We start from the raw sequence: 16,704 nt of genomic DNA, 5'->3' as shown, positions 1-16,704 counted from the left end.
GAGTTTCCCTTTCTACTTTACTTCCTGACGTTTAACACGCTGACCGAAATATTGATACAAATCAACTTTTAAGGTTCCATTGTACAACTTACGCTTTTTATCCGCTTGACTACCGTACTTGATCTCAAAGGCTTCATCGCTAGTTAGGATAAACTTACTCCAGGTTTTTAGTGGTGCAAATACTTGACCCATTTCAGCATAAAGCTTGGTAACCCCTGCATCATCTGACAAGCGTTCACCATAAGGCGGGTTAGAGATAATCACTCCATTGATTTTATCGGAACGTAAATCCTGCACGCGCATCTGCTTAAAGGTAATATCTCCTGCAACCCCTGCTGCCTGAGCATTGGCCTTAGCAATCTCCACCATACGTGCATCGATATCACAGCCCATGATATCTAGCTCAAACTCACGATCCACTTTCTTAGCCGCCTCTGTGCGAACTTCTTGAATCAAGCGATCGCTAATCCAGTTCCATTCCTCAAAAGCAAAGGAGCGACGAAGACCTGGAGCCATTTTTCTAGCAATCATAACTGCCTCGATACAGAAAGTTCCTGAACCACAGGTCGGATCAATCAAGGGCTTGTCTGGATACCAGTTAGAGAGTTGCAAAATGGCTGCCGCCATGTTTTCCTTGATAGGAGCACCACCTTTTTCGGTACGATAGCCACGTTTAAAGAGGCTAGCCCCTGTCGTATCAATCATGACAGTTGCTATGTCTTTCAGAATAGAGACCTCAATCTTAAACTCTGGGCCATTCTCCATCAGAGGAACACCTTCTGGGCGGGCGTAGTGTTTTTGCAACTTTTTAACAACAGCCTTCTTTGAAATAGCCTGTACACTGGGTTCATTGTGAAGTTTAGATTTAACACATTTTGCTTTCGAAATCGGAAAACGAGCCCCAAGCGGTAAATAATTTTCCCAATCTAGAGCGAAAACTCCCTGGAAGAGCTCTTCAAAAGTCTTAGCTGGGAACGTTCCTACGATAATTTTGATACGGTCTGCTGCCCGAAGCCAGAGGTTGGTTTCGATGATGGCTTTCGCATCTCCTTGAAAACGAACACGGCCGTTTTCAACCTGACAATCGTAGCCCAACTCTCGCACTTCTCGTCCAACAACAGCTTCAAGACCTGCTGCAGCAGTAGCGATTAAATTAAATTCTTTTTTCATTTTCAGTCTTATAAGACCTTTCTATATGTCCACTTTAAAAAATGAGGTTGAGAAAGTTTTCTCAGCCCCAACCTATATGCAATTTTCTATAAGCCATGTTTTGTTCCAGAAGTGACTAGGACCACTTCCTTCGATAATCATCTGTCTACTACTAACAGCCTAGAGCTGGTAGCAGTCAGAGTACTACGTTCGTTTCCGTGTACTCCATGCCCCGACCGAAATTTGGGTTGCTAGCTTGAGGGGTTTACCGCGTTCCACTCTCTCTGTTTCCAGAAAGACTCCGTCACTGTGGCACTTTCAAGCCTACTCTGGCCTATCCAAGGACTTAGCCATTTCAACTGCCGTAACGATTTCTCGTCCCTAGGCTTATGGTTTCGCCTAGCACAAACACTACAGGCATCACAGCCTGTGCTAGCATGGACTTTCCTCATGAAAAGAAATTCTCCTCACGCGATTATCCAAAAATTGCACTTTTCAAATAAGATCTTATAAATCAGAGTTATCCAAAATTTGTTTACCAAATACTTCTTTCTCAAGACGATTTAAACGTTTTAAAATATCAAAATTCGTCATAGAAGTTGTTGCTGTCATTTCAAGTGGTTCTGCTTGAACCGGTGCAGATTCAGGTTTGCGAGACAATTCTTCCTTCAACTCTGCAATTTCTTGACGGAGAGACTTGACTAAGGCAGCATAAGTTTCATAGTCCTTGATGACATCGTCCAAAAATTCATCAACTTCAACCTTACTATACCCACGGACTTCACGTCCAAACTCTTGCTCGAAAATATCTTTTGCTGAAAAAATAATACTTGCCATCTCTCTCTCCATTCTCGGTTTCTAATAGTATTATTATATAAAAAAAGACAAACAAAAATCAAGGTCAAAGCCTTACTTTTCAGAAAAATTTTCTACTAGCTCATTTAAGTCTTCAAAGGTTAGCCTTTTTATGCGATAACCTTCCTGATTTTTCATCAAATTGTCTATAAATTTTAATTTAGTCTCATTTTCTGGATCATAGAAAAAATAAGCTAAATCAGTATTTTCCAGTAAAAATCGTTGGTAGTCTCGTAGTTGCCCCATATGTTCATATTTAGGATAGGCATATTTGACAAAATCGACCTTCTTAAATTGGCTAAGTTTAAGCTGATTCGCTTCATTCCAATTTTCCCCGTGTGTTTCAAAATCAAAAATGGTCGCTAGGCTGAAATCATAGTCTTCTTTCATTTCATTTGCGACATCCAGCACCCAAGATTCAAATCCCAAGTTTCCTGTAAAGACCAGCCATTTAATCCCTTCTTCTGCTAAACTTTCTAAATCACGGCGAATGGCTTTCTTTATAATTTTTAGCCTGATATCTTTTTCATTAAACAAACCCAAGTCAAAATTAGAATATCCCATAATTAAAGCTGTAGTCATTTTTACACCTTTCTTTCTATTTTTATGGTATAATAGAGTGATGTTATTGTACCAATAAGGAGAAATATGGTCAACTATCCTCATAAAATTTCATCAAAAAAAAGCCAAACATCCATTTCTCAACCAAAAAATTTCGCAAATCGAGGAATGACATTTGAAAAGATGATTAACGCTACAAACGACTACTATCTGATGCATGGTATGGCAGTTATCCATAAAAAGCCAACGCCTGTTCAAATCGTTCGAGTAGACTATCCTCAACGTAGTCGAGCCAAAATTGTAGAAGCCTATTTTAGACAAGCTTCCACAACAGATTACTCTGGCGTATATAGAGGACATTACATTGACTTTGAAGCCAAGGAAACGCGGCAAAAAAATGCTATCCCAATGAAGAACTTCCATCTTCACCAGATTCAACATATGGAACAAGTTCTAGAACAGCAGGGCATTTGCTTCGTACTGCTTCATTTTTCTTCTCGACAAGAAACTTATTTGTTGCCGGCACTTGATTTGATTCGCTTTTATCATCAAGATAAGGGTCAAAAATCAATGCCACTTGGATATATTCAAGAATACGGATATTTAGTAAAGCAAGGAGCTTTCCCTCAAATTCCCTATCTCGATATTATCAAAGAACATTTACTAGGTGGTAAAACAAGATGAATAAACAAACTATTCTGCGATTCTTAAAGTATATTGGAATTACATTTCTTACCTTATTTATCGCATTATTTCTATTGGGTGGAGGTATCTTCCTCTACTTTGTTAGCAAGGCTCCAACCTTATCTGAAAGTAAATTAGTTGCGACAACCTCTAGCAAGATTTATGACAACAAAAACGAACTGATTGCTGACCTTGGATCTGAACGTCGCGTAAATGCCCAAGCAAATGAAATTCCTACTGACTTGGTCAAGGCCATCGTGTCTATCGAAGACCACCGTTTCTTTGATCATAGAGGTGTTGATACCATTCGTATCATGGGTGCGGCATTGAGAAACCTCCAAGGGAAAGGAGGGCTCCAAGGGGCTTCAACCTTGACTCAGCAATTGATTAAATTAACTTATTTCTCTACTTCAACTGCCGATCAAACCTTGTCACGTAAAGCCCAAGAAGCTTGGCTAGCCGTTCAATTAGAGCAAAAAGCAACCAAGCAAGAAATCCTGACCTACTACATCAACAAAGTCTACATGTCTAACGGTAACTATGGAATGCAAACCGCAGCCGAAAATTACTATGGAAAAGACTTGAAGGATTTAAGCTTGCCACAGTTAGCACTCCTAGCCGGAATGCCTCAAGCACCAAACCAATATGATCCATATTCCCATCCAGAAGCTGCTCTAGAGCGTCGTAACTTGGTACTTTCAGAAATGAAGGGACAGAAGTATATCAGTGCAGAAGATTACGAAAAAGCTATTAATACGCCTATCACTGACGGTCTTCAAAGCTTGAAGTCAGCCAATAGTTACCCAGCCTATATGGACAACTACCTCAAAGAAGTAATCGACCAAGTCGAACAAGAAACGGGCTACAACCTTCTTACCACAGGTATGGAAGTCTATACTAATGTCGACAAAAATGTTCAACAGAGACTTTGGGATGTATACAATACAGATGAGTACGTTGCTTATCCAGATGATGAACTTCAAGTAGCTTCCACTATCGTGGATGTAACGAATGGTAAAGTCATTGCTCAGTTAGGGGCCCGTCACCAATCAAGTAATGTATCTTTTGGAATCAACCAAGCCGTTGAAACCAACCGTGACTGGGGTTCTACTATGAAACCAATCACTGACTATGCTCCCGCTTTAGAATATGGAGTCTATGACTCTACTGCTTCTATTGTACATGATGTTCCTTATAACTATCCTGGTACTGATACTCCTGTCTACAACTGGGATCATGGTTACTTTGGGAATATTACAATTCAGTATGCACTCCAACAATCACGAAATGTCACAGCCGTTGAGACTTTGAATAAGGTCGGTCTAGATAGATCTAAAACCTTCCTTAATGGTCTGGGTATCGACTATCCAAGCATGCATTATGCAAACGCCATTTCAAGTAACACAACTGAATCCAACAAACAGTACGGTGCAAGTAGTGAAAAAATGGCTGCTGCTTATGCCGCCTTTGCTAATGGTGGTATTTACCACAAACCAATCTATATCAATAAAATCGTCTTTAGTGATGGTAGTGAAAAAGAATTTTCTGATGCTGGTACACGAGCTATGAAAGAAACTACTGCCTATATGATGACCGAAATGATGAAAACTGTTTTAGCTTACGGAACCGGACGGGGTGCTTACCTACCATGGCTTCCACAAGCAGGTAAGACAGGTACTTCTAACTATACTGACGACGAAATTGAAAAGTATATCAAGAACACTGGCTACGTAGCTCCAGATGAAATGTTTGTAGGTTATACTCGTAAGTATTCTATGGCTGTATGGACTGGTTACTCAAATCGTTTAACTCCAATTGTTGGAGATGGTTTCCTAGTTGCTGCTAAGGTTTATCGCTCAATGATATCGTATCTATCAGAAGATGACCAACCTGGAGATTGGACGATGCCAGACGGCCTATTCCGAAATGGAGAATTCGTCTTCCAAAATAGTGCCAAGAACACATGGAATAATTCAGTAACACAACAAACACAAACGGTAGAAACTCCAAGCACAACAGCTGAAAGTTCAACTACACAGGCAAGTACGACGGTTGGTCAACAACCACATAATGCTCCAGCAACTGATCCTAATCAAGGACAAGCTGGCCAGGCTGTTCAACCGACACAACCAGTACAACCAACGCCACAAAATCCACAAGTTCAACAACCACAACAGTGAGATGAAAGAAAATCCTGAGAATAAAAACTCAGGATTTTTTCTACAAAAAAATTATCTTCATAATCTTTGAAAGTGAAGAGAGGTTTCAACTCATTTTCGATAAACCAAAAGAAGTTAGCGAATAACTAACTTCTTTTTATCTTATTTCACATGTTTTGCAAGTTCTTCTTGCGCTTTTTTATTGGATTCTTCTTTTTCTTTCATCCATTTATCTTGAGCTTTTTGGTATTCATCCACAGTGACTGCCTTGTCTTGAAGTTCCAAGTATTTGTATAGGAGCGGATCGCTTGTCCCCTTGTTACCAGAGAAGGCAAACGGCATCGTAAATGGTACCATCTTAGACAAGATTGGGCGACCAGTGAGTGATGTTGTTGGAATAATCAAGGCACTATCTGTCAACCAAGCTTGGGCTGTAGCATACTTATCATAACGTTTTGCTACATCTATTGTCTCATTTCCAGCTTCAGTTACCAATTTCTCATAGTCGTTCAGACCAACCTTCTTAGCTGCAGCATTATCTGTACCAGAATCAAAGCCAAAGTAGGTTTTAGTGTTTTCACCAACTGATGGTTTGATAATATCGAGGTAAGTAGATGGATCCGCAAAGTCTGGAGACCAACCAACATTATCTGAAATATCCCAATCTTCTCCAGCTGCTGTCTCAGCAAAGTAGGTAATATTCAAGACCTCATCTTTTTGTAGTTGTTGAATATCAATAATGACATTATCAGTTCCTAAAGTTGCTTCCAAGGATTGTTTCATAGATTGGACGCGCTGAACTTTTGTAGTTGCTGTCTGGTCAACTGGCATGTCCAAATGAATTGGGAAGGTCACGCCTTCTGCCTGTAAGGCTGACTTAGCCTTCGCAAATTCAGCCTTAGCCTTGTCTGGATTGTAAAGACCATCTTGGGCATCGGCAAGATTAACATCCTTCCATTCATCTCCATAAGTCACCAATTTTTCTTTGACCATATCGCCAAAGTTCTTCCCATCCGCTTGGACAAACGTTGGTGGAACAAAGAGATTACGCAAGATTTTGCTTGCACCACTAGCACCGTTCACTTGTGAAGCATAGGCTGTACGATCAAAACCAAAGGCAATAGCTTGGCGGAAGTCCTTGTTTAAGAGAGCCTTTTTAGTAGATGTCTTTTGTTCGTCGCTAGTCTTGGAAGTATATTTATAGGATTGACGGTCAATATTTGTCCCTACTAGATAAGTCGTAGAGTCTTGTTGAGTATAGACGATATTATCTTTCATACTCTTCTCAAGCTCTGCAAAACTTGCATTTGTTGGAAAGAGACGAGCTGCTGAAAGGCTACCGTCCTTAAAGTTTTCTGCAGGTTTGCTGGTATCTTGCCCATCCCAGAATGACAATTTTATCTTATCAACATGAACATTATCTTTATCCCAGTAGTTAGGGTTTTTTGCAAATTCAACGGAAGATTTAGCCACAAGAGATTTTAACAAATAAGGACCATTATACAAGATACTGCTTGGATCTGTCGCTTTAGCAAAATCATCCCCTTTTGAGTTCAAAAACTCTTCATTAACTGGTGCCAAGACACCCATTGTTGTTTTAGAATTCCAAAAACTTTCAGGTTTGTTCAAAGTGTATTGGACTGTTTGATCGTCAAGGGCTTTAATTCCAACTTGAGAAAAATCTTTATTTTCTCCCTTAGCATAAGCATCCAGCCCCTTGATTGAATCCTGTACCAAGTAAAGAGCTTGTGATTTCTTATCTGTTGCATATTTAAGACCTGTTACAAAGTCTTGAGCCTTGACAGGAGCATATTCTTCCCCTTCAGATGTGTACCACTTGGCATCCTGACGAATCTTATAAGTGTAGGTCAAACCATCGACCAGTCCTCTGCCATAGAGGGAACAAGATTCCCATAACGGTCATTTTCAAGCAATCCATCAATGACGTTACTAGTAATGTTTGAAGTAGCTGCCTTGCTGGTTGTCAAATAGTTGAGATTATCTGGGTCTGTCTCGTAGGTAAATGCAAAAGTCTGCTCACCTTTAGTAGCAGAACCACCAGAACAAGCCGCTAAGACACCAGCTGCTAATAAAGTGACTCCCGCAAGAGCCAATACTTTCCTTGTTTTCATAGTATTCTCCTTTGTTTTTCTATCCATTATAGACCCTTTTTAAAGTCCTGTCAATAGAATTTTCAGAATTTTCATGTTTAGTTGTTATTTTCTGACAACTATTTAATCTTATTTCATTTTCTAATCTCTTTTTTCACTATAAGAAAAGAGGGAACTCAGTAATTCCCTCATCTATCTATTTAAGTCATTTTTAGATTCATTAATTTAAAGCTTGCAATGCGGAAAGGAGATAAGAACCCTCACGAATTTTTTGGCCTACAACCTTAGCATTTTTGACCAAATTCTGATATTCTGCTTGAGATAAATGTTCCAATACTTCTTCTAAGTCAAGTAAACTCTCAACACTAATTCCACACTCTTTTTCTAAGACGAAATTAGCCAAAGCAGATTGTTTCCAAACAATAATAGGAAAACCAGAAGCCAAATAAAGGGAAGCCTTGTGGGAATTATTGTATCTCAAATACTCACCATATACTCCGCTACAAGTTTTAGAACTATCACCGTCCCAGACTAAACCAAAGCTTCCTTCCAACGCTGCCGGTAGTTCATCTGGAAGAAATGAACCAAAATAGGTTTCATTGGATAGCTTTCTAGCCTCATCAAAACCAACACCATAGAGGTTATATGCCGGTCTTGCAGGCAACTCATATAAGTAACCTGCTTTTTCTTGGGCTAAATTTCCAGCTACAATAATAGCTCCTTCCTTCGATAAATCTTCTTTCTCCTGATAATTCGGGATCAGATAGTCAAAAATGCCTAAACTAACTATTTTTTTCTCAGAAATCCCCTTATCAACAAGCACTGATTTCATAACTGGATTATGAGCAATAAGACCATCAGCTTGTTTCAAAAGACTAGACTCTTGAAGATGAACACGGATTTTATGCTTCAAGGGTACTGTATCCAAATTAGCATAGCGCAAAACTTCTAAATCATGGATAATAAAGTGAACCTTCACTCCTTTACGCTGCATTCTTTTGACTAAATGAGTCGTAAAGAAACTATGATGAAGCATAGGAAATTGAATCAGTAGCTGATCCCCTTCCTTCAACTTAGAGATTGCTTTGGATAGGGCTTTAGCCTTATGTCGTTGAGCTCTAATAGTCCCCATTTGATACCAATCATCTACCATCAATAACAAAGGACTATATCCCTCACGAACCACTATTTCTTCGACGTCATTTCGAGCCTTATTCCCCGCATTTCGTGCACCAGAATCCTTCAGGAATTCTTCTTTTAGATAATATTTCATCGATCAATTTTATCCTTCATTATCTTATTTAAACTCTTCCTCTACAACATTTAGAGCACGTTCAATGACTACATGCATATCGTAGTATTTATAATCAGCCAAACGACCACAGAAAATGACCTTATCATTCTGCGCTGCTTCTTCTTGATATTTAGCAAACATGGCATTGTTTCTCTCATCATTGATTGGATAATAAGGTTCATCACCACGTTTCCAATCAGCTGGGTATTCACGAGTAATAACCGTCTTCTCTTGTGTTCCGTATTCAAAGTGTTTATGCTCAATAATACGAGTATAAGGAATTTCACGTTCTGTGTAGTTTACAACAGCATTTCCTTGATAGTTTTCTTCATCTAGAACTTCATGCTCAAAACGAAGACTACGGTATTCTAACTCACCATGTTTATAGTCAAAGTATTGGTCAATCATCCCTGTAAAGACAACTTTTTCAGTAGAAGCTTCTAATTCCTGACGATTGGCAAAAAAGTCAACTCCAAGTTCTACTTCAACATCTTTCAGCATATTTTCGATAATGACATTATAGCCACCGATTGGAATCCCTTGGTAACGGTCATTGAAGTAGTTATTATCAAAAGTCAAACGAACTGGTAGACGTTTGATGATAAACGGCGGAAGGTCAGTCGCAGAACGTCCCCATTGCTTTTCAGTATAGCCTTTGATCAACTTTTCATAAATATCTGGACCGATCAACTTAATAGCTTGCTCTTCCAAATTTTTAGGTTCAACGTCCTTCATATGAGCCGTTTGCTCAGCAATCTTAACTTTGACTTCTTGAGGAGTTTTTGTTCCCCACATAGCATAGAAAGTATTCATATTGAAAGGTAGATTATAAAGGCTACCCTTGTAATAAGCTACAGGCGAGTTGATGTAGTTGTTGAATTCAGCGAATTGATTAACATAATCCCAAACTTTCTTATTAGAAGTATGGAAGATATGGGCACCATATTTATGAACATTAACACCTTCTACATTCTCACAGTAGATATTTCCACCAATGTGGTCACGTTTATCAATCACTTTTACTTTTTTTCCACGCTTGGTTGCTTCATAAGCAAAAATTGCTCCCGACAAACCAGCACCAACGATTAGATAGTCGTACATATTACACTCCTTTATTAGACTCGACACTTTTGTAGCATTGTAAAGTTATCCTCATTAAAATATCATGCAAAAATAGATTTTAAAAATTTTTTTTGAAATATTAGTTAGAATAGTTCATTTTATGAAGAAAAATAATTTTGTAAATCAAAAAAATTCATTTCATCAGTTTAACAACTCCGTTTTATCCAAAGGATTAAAATTATTCAACGATTTATTAACAAAAGTATTTTTTGTGAACAACAAAAACATGAATATATTGTAAGTCGGGACAAACCAAAAAGCTTCAATCATGCAGTTTAGAGCCACTAAAGATAATATTACTACATATAAATATTGCCCCTGCTTATACTGTTCTCTCGAAATTACAACATACAGACATATAAGTAGCACAAGAGGTATAACACCATATGTAAATAACATTTGAACATACGATGAATCTACGTAGTTATAATCAATAACAGCCTCCGTTTTACCTCCTGACCCTTTAAATAATACGTCTCTAGTTCCAAAAAGATGTACACCAAAAGTATTAAATGCATTTTTCCCCAAAGCTAATCTACCTGTAATTAATTTATTGATAGATACTAAAAATGGAGTTCCCCAAGAGAAAATATAAGATAAATACATCATTATTGACGAACATAGAACTACAGAATAAGGGAAAATTGAATAGATCCGAAATTTCTTATCTTCATTAAAATAGAAAAATATAAAAATAATTGTTGCTAAAATAATTGATAAGCCATTTAAACGTGCATCACAATATTTTATAACAAAGAAAGATAAAAGTACACCTATTAGAGATCTAATCCATATAAATTTATCTTTTAATAAATAAGAAAAAGCCAAGAAAATATAGAAACAGTGGGATGCAAAATCTGTAGGATAGATAAATCCAAACGAATTCCGAATAACTCCTTCACGATTATATTGTAGATTGGGTACTGCACCTGAGAGAGATAAAAGAAATACACTTAGTACAAGAAAACCTGCTACAATGACATACGTTTTCAAAACTACTTTCATATCTACATTAACTAATAAAACTAGAAGGGCTGAATAAATAAGAAAATTAAGTTTTCCAGTCTGAAAATATACTAAAATTCCTGATAATAATAGCAAAGAAGAAAATATTAGATATTTAAATGAAATACGTGTTGGAAACATAAAACGAAGACCTAATAACAAAACTACTAATAAAAGATAATTTGCTTTAGCTTGAAAAAAAGTTTTATCCAGCATTGTAGTAGAAATAGTATTAAAAAATATCACTACAGATACAACAATACTAACCAGTAGATTTTCAAATTTAATTTTTATCATATTATTTATTTGGTAAAGAATAATATAGAATGAACATAATTGATAATTTTTATATATTATTTAATATTTTTAAACTTTTAGTTCATCTACAATCTTCCATCCTTCCCTTTCTAGACTTTTTCAATCAACTAACTTAGCTAAAACAAATTCTTGCAAAAATAACTTTGATTATTTCTGTATAGATTATCATCATACTAATTATTTAACAGCTGCTCTTTTATCTCCTTTAAGCTAACTACTTTAAATATTAAAATTAGTAAACCATAAAGTATCGCCCCCACAATAGCACATACAACAACATTAACAATAGGTGTAAAAGTCAAAATTGACTTCAAAAATGAAAGGGCAACATACATAAGAATTGATGCTGAAAATATTTTAACAGTTGATTTAAAAATTGGTACATCTTTTAAATATTTTCTTGTAAAATACAATTGGATAACCCATACAAATACTTCTGTTAATACAGAAACAATTGCAGCCCCAATATATCCAAATTCAGGCAGTAAAAGTAAATTTAAACCAACACTAATAATTGCTGGAACCGTTGTTGAAGTCAAAAATTCTTTGTTCTTATTATGAGGTATCAAAATTTGAATCCCCATAATGTTCGTCCAACCAATAAAAAACATCCTAAAAATCATGATTGCAATAGCATATTTTGCTTCTTGAAAGTCATTTCCTAAGAAAAATTTCACAAAGTCATTATTGATAATTAACATACCTGCAATAGTTGGAAAAATCACAAGATTGTATATCAAGAAAGATAATTGATTCATGCGATTCACAGACTTCTTATCCCCTGTTGATAAAAGATTCGAAACACGTGGTAGCATAACACTACCTAGTGAAGTTACCAAAGTAAGTAGGATATTCACCAATTTTAAAGCTTGATCATAAATACCAACATCAGTAGTTGATGCTAAAGCACCGAGCATTGTTCTATCTAAAGTAACATACAAAGAAATTGCTATTTGAGGCAAAAACAATAAAATTACCGGTTTAAGATGTTTCTTTGCATAATTGAAATCAAATTGTGGCTTACCTATAAATTCTAGAGCTGGCAGCCACATACTTAATTGTCCTAAAAATTCAAATATAGTTAATAAAAAGACATATAGATATAAATCATTCTGAGACTTTATGAACAAAAATATTGAAATAACACCTATGAGTTTGACAGTGATATTTCTAACAGTTATCTTTCTAAAATCTTCTAGTCCTTGAAAAAGCCAAGTAATATCTAATCCCCTAGATAATAGAGATAATACCAATATATAAGCTACTGGATTTTGCATGAATGAAAGTGAAAAACACAGACCAATATAGAGAAATATCGATATACAAGTCGCAGTAAGCTGCAATGTATAAATACCCCAAAAATTATTAGGAATATTATTTCTATGAGCTGAAATTTCTTTTGTCCCATAATTAGCTACTCCTAATGTTGCTAAAAAAATAAAATAAGCAACAATCGAATTAAAGTAGCCAAAAGTTCCTAAATCATTTGAACTGAAAACCCTTGTAACATACGGTGTTGTTATGAAAGGTAGTACAATAGTTAGTAATTGATAAGAGAGGTTGTAAGCATAGTTCTTTAAAACCTTCATAACTATCTAAGCAATCTTCCTTCTAATTTTTTTATACAATTTTGCAGATACGAGAAACAATATATATTTCAATTTATTTTTCCTTGTAACATTTGAATTCGGAATAACATCTTTGAAATATTGAATGTATTCTTTTCTAATTTTATTAACTTCAGCATACATATCTGAACTAAGCATAGCATGTACAATATGCAGACCATTAAAAACATAGCGAACATTCAAGGCTCTTCGCATATCACTATCACCTGAATAGTCTCGTTCAACATAACTTCTATTCCATTCCATTGCCTTGTAAAAATCTAAGAGACGATCACTATACTTAGAATTTACAATACTTCCTGGTCTTCGATAGTATTTATAAAGATTTAGATCACTAACAGCAATATTTTCACAGGAAGCAATATGCTCATAAGCAAGAGCTAAATCTTCATACAGCATCCCATTAGGATATGGAAACCTTAATAAGATTTCTTTCTTATATAGTTTACCACCTGAATGTGTCCCAACATAATTTCCATAAAACATTTGTTCTAAAGCTGTTCTACGATCTAATTTTCCAGAATATTTCTCTCTGAAATCTCCTAGGAAATCACTATGTTCATAGTTTCTAACTTCAATCACTGGAGTTGCTACAAGATCAACTCTATACTTATCTCTAAGTTCTACTAAATATTCAATGGCTCTATGGTCATAATAATCGTCTGAATCAATGAAAACAATCCAATCTGTTGAAGATTCTTTTACCCCAGTATTGCGGGCATTGGACAATCCCCCATTTTCAATATGCAGAACTTTTATTCTGTCATCTTCTCGAGCATATTGGTCACAAATTTCTCCAGAACTATCCGTCGAACCATCATCTACTAAGATTATTTCAATATTTTTATATGTTTGTTGTCTTAGACTTTCTACACAATAACTCAAATAGTTCTCAACATTGTACACTGGTACAACAATAGAAATCTGATCCATTATGATAATCCTTCCAAAATGATATCAACAATACGCTCACAAGCTTTTCCATCTCCATATGGATTACTTGCTTTACTCATCTTGCTGTACTCTGTTTCATCTTCTAAAAGCAGTTTGAAATTAGTATAAATATTTTCTTCTTCTGTTCCTACTAATTTCAAGGTTCCTGCAGCAATCCCCTCTGGACGTTCTGTTGTATCACGCATTACCAATACTGGTTTACCTAAAGAAGGTGCTTCTTCTTGTACACCACCCGAATCTGTTAAAATCATGTAGCTTTGATTCATAAAATTATGGAAATCAATGACTTCTAGAGGTTCAATGATTTTCATACGTTCATTGTCGCCAAACACCTTACTTGCTAACTCACGAACCTTAGGATTCTTATGGATAGGATATACGACTTTAACATCTTCAAACTCATTCAGGATACGATTAACTGCATTAAACATATTTTCCATGGGTTGACCAAGATTTTCACGTCGATGGGCTGTCAACATGATTAGTTTACTATCCTTAGCCCACTCTAAAATAGGATGGTCATAATGCTCTTGAACAGTTGTCTTCAAGGCGTCAATGACAGTATTTCCAGTAACATAGATATTCTCTCTTCCCTCTTTTAGAAGATTCTCTTTAGCCACTTCTGTCGGAGCAAAATTGAAATCCGAAATAATTGAAGTAGTCTGACGATTGAATTCTTCAGGAAATGGGCTTTGAAGATTATAAGTTCTCAGTCCTGCCTCTACGTGTCCAACTTTAATTCCCATGTAAAATGCAGCTAAAGCTGTCGCAAAAGTGGTTGTAGTATCCCCATGAACAAGAACAATATCTGGTTTTTCCTGCTCTAAAACTGCTTGAATTTTATCTAAAATACTTGTCGTGATTGTAAATAGTGTTTGATTTGCCTTCATAATTCCTAAATCATAATCAGGAACAACTTTAAAGACATCTAAAACTTGCTCTAACATTTCTTTATGTTGACCAGTTACACATACAAGTGTTTTGATTGAATCATTTTTCTTCAGTTCATTCACTAAGGGACACATTTTTATTGCTTCTGGACGCGTCCCAAAAACTAACATTACTTTTTTCATTTCGAATCCCCCATTAGTTTTTGATAAAATTTACGATAATTCTCTAAAAATAAAGGATAACTAAACTTCTCTTCATAATCTTTTTTAGCTTGATGAGCTAACCTAGTTCTAAGAGTTGAGTCAGTCGCCAGACTCTCAATAGCAGAAGCTAAGGCCCTAGCATCTTTAGCAGGAACCAAGATCCCATTTTCATTTGTAACAACTTCGTTTAATCCCGGTATATCCGTGGCAACTAAGGTTTTGCTATTCATAAATGCCTCAATGGCAACTAGGCCAAATCCTTCAAATACTGAAGGCAAAACACAAAAATCAAAACTATTGATACATTCTACTATATCCTTGCGATATCCTAAAAAAGATACTTTATCTTCCAGATTTAGTTCTTTAACCTTGTTTTCTAGTTCGGCTCTAAGCTCTCCATCCCCAACGATAAATAAACGAAGTTTTTCATCTGAAATCAAAGAAATCGCATCAAGCAGATAAGTCAAACCTTTTTGTTTAGATAATCTTGCAATACAGCCTAGCTTGATTCCATCAAACTTCATAATCTCATCAACTTGTCTATCTGACTGTTTCAAGATCACTCCGTTATAGATAACAGTGCTGTCTGTCACTCCCACATCATCTTTCAAATTTTTATTAACTGCTTGACCAACTGCAATACTATAGGCATTTTTCAGTGAAAATCTATATAAAGGCAACTTATCTTTAAAGACATTATGAGCAGTGTAAACATGGACTAGCTTGGGATTTATCAGTTTTAATAAACGAATATAAAAAGCTGCCATACGATGATGCGTATGAACCAGAGTAATCTTATTTGTCTTAATAATTTGATAAATAGTAAGAAGCAACTTCAAAACAGTAAGAGGATTTTTGCTGTCTATATCGTGAATTTTATGATGGATAATTCCTTGGGCATCTAATTTTGGTTCCCAAAGGCCTCCTGTAGAAGCAACATGTACACTATCAAATTCATCTTGCAAATCAGAACTCAACTGATACACGATTCTCTCAGCACCACCAATATCCATCGTTCGTGAAATATGTAAAATATTATTTTTTCGTTTTTCGTTTCTCATCTAAAACTCGCTTAATAAAGGTAACATTCCCTACAAAGTATCGTTTAAAGAGACGCTTTGGTTCATTAGCAACTCGGAATAACCACTCCAAGTTTGATTTTTGCATCCAAAGTGGAGCACGCTGAATGTGACCAGACAGTACGTCAAAGCTACCTCCTACACCCATAAAAATAGAATTCACTCCATTATCCATAAATTTTTGGATGATGTATTCTTTTTTAGGTGAGGTAATTCCAACAAATACAAAGTCGGGATTCTTTTCACGAATATCTTCCTGAATATCTTGCTCACCTTCCTCAGAAAAATAACCATTACGATGTCCAACAACTAGTAGATTTGGATACTCTTCTTTGAATTTTTGTAACATATCTTGCAAAACTTCTTCTTTAGCACCAAAGAAATACACTGAATAAGATTTTTCATCCGCTAATTTTAATAATCTTTGCATTAAATCAATTCCAGCAACTCGTTCTGGAACTTGATAGCCCAAAAATCGGGAGGCTAGAACGACTGATGCACCATCTGCATTGATAATCTCAGACTCGTTAACTATCTTTTTAATGACTTCATCTGATTGACATTGGTTAATCTTATCAGCGTTTACGCCCATTAAATGAAGAGGGCGTTGTTCAATGACAAAATTCTCAACCGCCTGTACTGTTTCATCCATTGTTAAAGGGTCAATCCTGACCCCCATTAAATCAAAACT

At 36.1% G+C, this 16,704-nt stretch carries 13 protein-coding genes, 1 other RNA gene and 1 pseudogene; 2 read left to right on the top strand and 13 right to left on the bottom strand.

All coding sequences use genetic code 11. From position 1 onward, the window contains the following. Positions 1-12: 12 nt before the first annotated feature. The 4 genes from JQ843_RS01190 to JQ843_RS01175 form a co-directional block, all read right to left on the bottom strand. Entirely contained in the window at positions 13-1,170 is a 1,158-nt protein-coding gene (locus JQ843_RS01190; protein ID WP_203212676.1) for a THUMP domain-containing class I SAM-dependent RNA methyltransferase, read from the bottom strand. Between the two features lie 84 nt (positions 1,171-1,254). Beyond that, positions 1,255-1,636, bottom strand: an RNA gene (gene rnpB, locus JQ843_RS01185) — RNase P RNA component class B. Positions 1,637-1,656: 20 nt separating this feature from the next. Next, a complete protein-coding gene (gene gpsB, locus JQ843_RS01180; protein WP_000146534.1) occupies positions 1,657-1,986 on the bottom strand; it encodes a cell division regulator GpsB in 330 nt (109 codons plus the stop codon). 72 nt (positions 1,987-2,058) lie between these two features. Beyond that, positions 2,059-2,586 (bottom strand): SLOG family protein, encoded by a 528-nt coding sequence (locus JQ843_RS01175; protein ID WP_070528757.1) that lies wholly within the window; start codon positions 2,584-2,586, stop codon positions 2,059-2,061. A 66-nt stretch (positions 2,587-2,652) separates the two neighbouring features. Here JQ843_RS01175 and recU point away from each other — a divergent pair, with 66 nt between their 5' ends. Together recU and pbp1a are read left to right on the top strand one after the other, a co-directional pair. Further along, a complete protein-coding gene (gene recU, locus JQ843_RS01170; protein ID WP_203212675.1) occupies positions 2,653-3,249 on the top strand; it encodes a Holliday junction resolvase RecU in 597 nt (198 codons plus the stop codon). Next, positions 3,246-5,429, top strand: coding sequence for a penicillin-binding protein PBP1A (gene pbp1a, locus JQ843_RS01165; RefSeq protein ID WP_203212674.1), 2,184 nt, complete (start codon positions 3,246-3,248; stop codon positions 5,427-5,429). Before recU ends, pbp1a begins: the two co-directional genes overlap by 4 nt. Positions 5,430-5,570: 141 nt before the next feature. Here pbp1a and JQ843_RS01160 read toward each other — a convergent pair. From JQ843_RS01160 to JQ843_RS01120, 9 genes and pseudogenes are all read right to left on the bottom strand, one after another. Beyond that, positions 5,571-7,540: pseudogene (locus JQ843_RS01160) on the bottom strand (peptide ABC transporter substrate-binding protein). Positions 7,541-7,739: 199 nt separating this feature from the next. Further along, positions 7,740-8,792: a sugar transferase gene (locus JQ843_RS01155; RefSeq protein ID WP_203212673.1), complete on the bottom strand. Its 1,053-nt coding sequence runs from the start codon at positions 8,790-8,792 to the stop codon at positions 7,740-7,742. 24 nt (positions 8,793-8,816) lie between these two features. Further along, a complete protein-coding gene (gene glf / locus JQ843_RS01150) occupies positions 8,817-9,914 on the bottom strand; it encodes a UDP-galactopyranose mutase (RefSeq protein ID WP_203212672.1) in 1,098 nt (365 codons plus the stop codon). A gap of 162 nt (positions 9,915-10,076) precedes the next feature. Then, positions 10,077-11,237, bottom strand: a complete 1,161-nt coding sequence (locus JQ843_RS01145) for a polysaccharide polymerase (RefSeq protein WP_203212671.1) — start codon at positions 11,235-11,237, stop codon at positions 10,077-10,079. A 194-nt stretch (positions 11,238-11,431) separates the two neighbouring features. Beyond that, positions 11,432-12,847 carry a flippase gene (locus tag JQ843_RS01140; RefSeq protein WP_203212670.1) on the bottom strand — a complete coding sequence of 472 codons (1,416 nt, stop codon included), beginning with the start codon at positions 12,845-12,847 and terminating at the stop codon, positions 11,432-11,434. Between the two features lie 6 nt (positions 12,848-12,853). Next, a complete protein-coding gene (locus tag JQ843_RS01135) occupies positions 12,854-13,819 on the bottom strand; it encodes a glycosyltransferase family 2 protein (RefSeq protein ID WP_203212669.1) in 966 nt (321 codons plus the stop codon). Continuing rightward, on the bottom strand, positions 13,819-14,913 hold the full coding sequence (gene wecB / locus JQ843_RS01130; RefSeq protein ID WP_120718983.1) for a non-hydrolyzing UDP-N-acetylglucosamine 2-epimerase: 1,095 nt from the start codon (positions 14,911-14,913) through the stop codon (positions 13,819-13,821). Before wecB ends, JQ843_RS01135 begins: the two co-directional genes overlap by 1 nt. Continuing rightward, positions 14,910-15,995, bottom strand: a complete 1,086-nt coding sequence (locus JQ843_RS01125; RefSeq protein WP_125446899.1) for a glycosyltransferase family 4 protein — start codon at positions 15,993-15,995, stop codon at positions 14,910-14,912. Before JQ843_RS01125 ends, wecB begins: the two co-directional genes overlap by 4 nt. Continuing rightward, on the bottom strand, positions 15,970-16,692 hold the full coding sequence (locus JQ843_RS01120) for a WecB/TagA/CpsF family glycosyltransferase (RefSeq protein ID WP_203212694.1): 723 nt from the start codon (positions 16,690-16,692) through the stop codon (positions 15,970-15,972). The genes JQ843_RS01125 and JQ843_RS01120 overlap by 26 nt, the downstream gene beginning before the upstream one ends. Between the last annotated feature and the right edge of the window lie 12 nt (positions 16,693-16,704).

Source organism: Streptococcus mitis (assembly GCF_905187495.1).
Classification (GTDB): domain Bacteria; phylum Bacillota; class Bacilli; order Lactobacillales; family Streptococcaceae; genus Streptococcus; species Streptococcus mitis_CU.
Note: the sequence above shows the minus strand (reverse complement) of the source record. Positions and strands in the feature narration are given on the sequence as shown.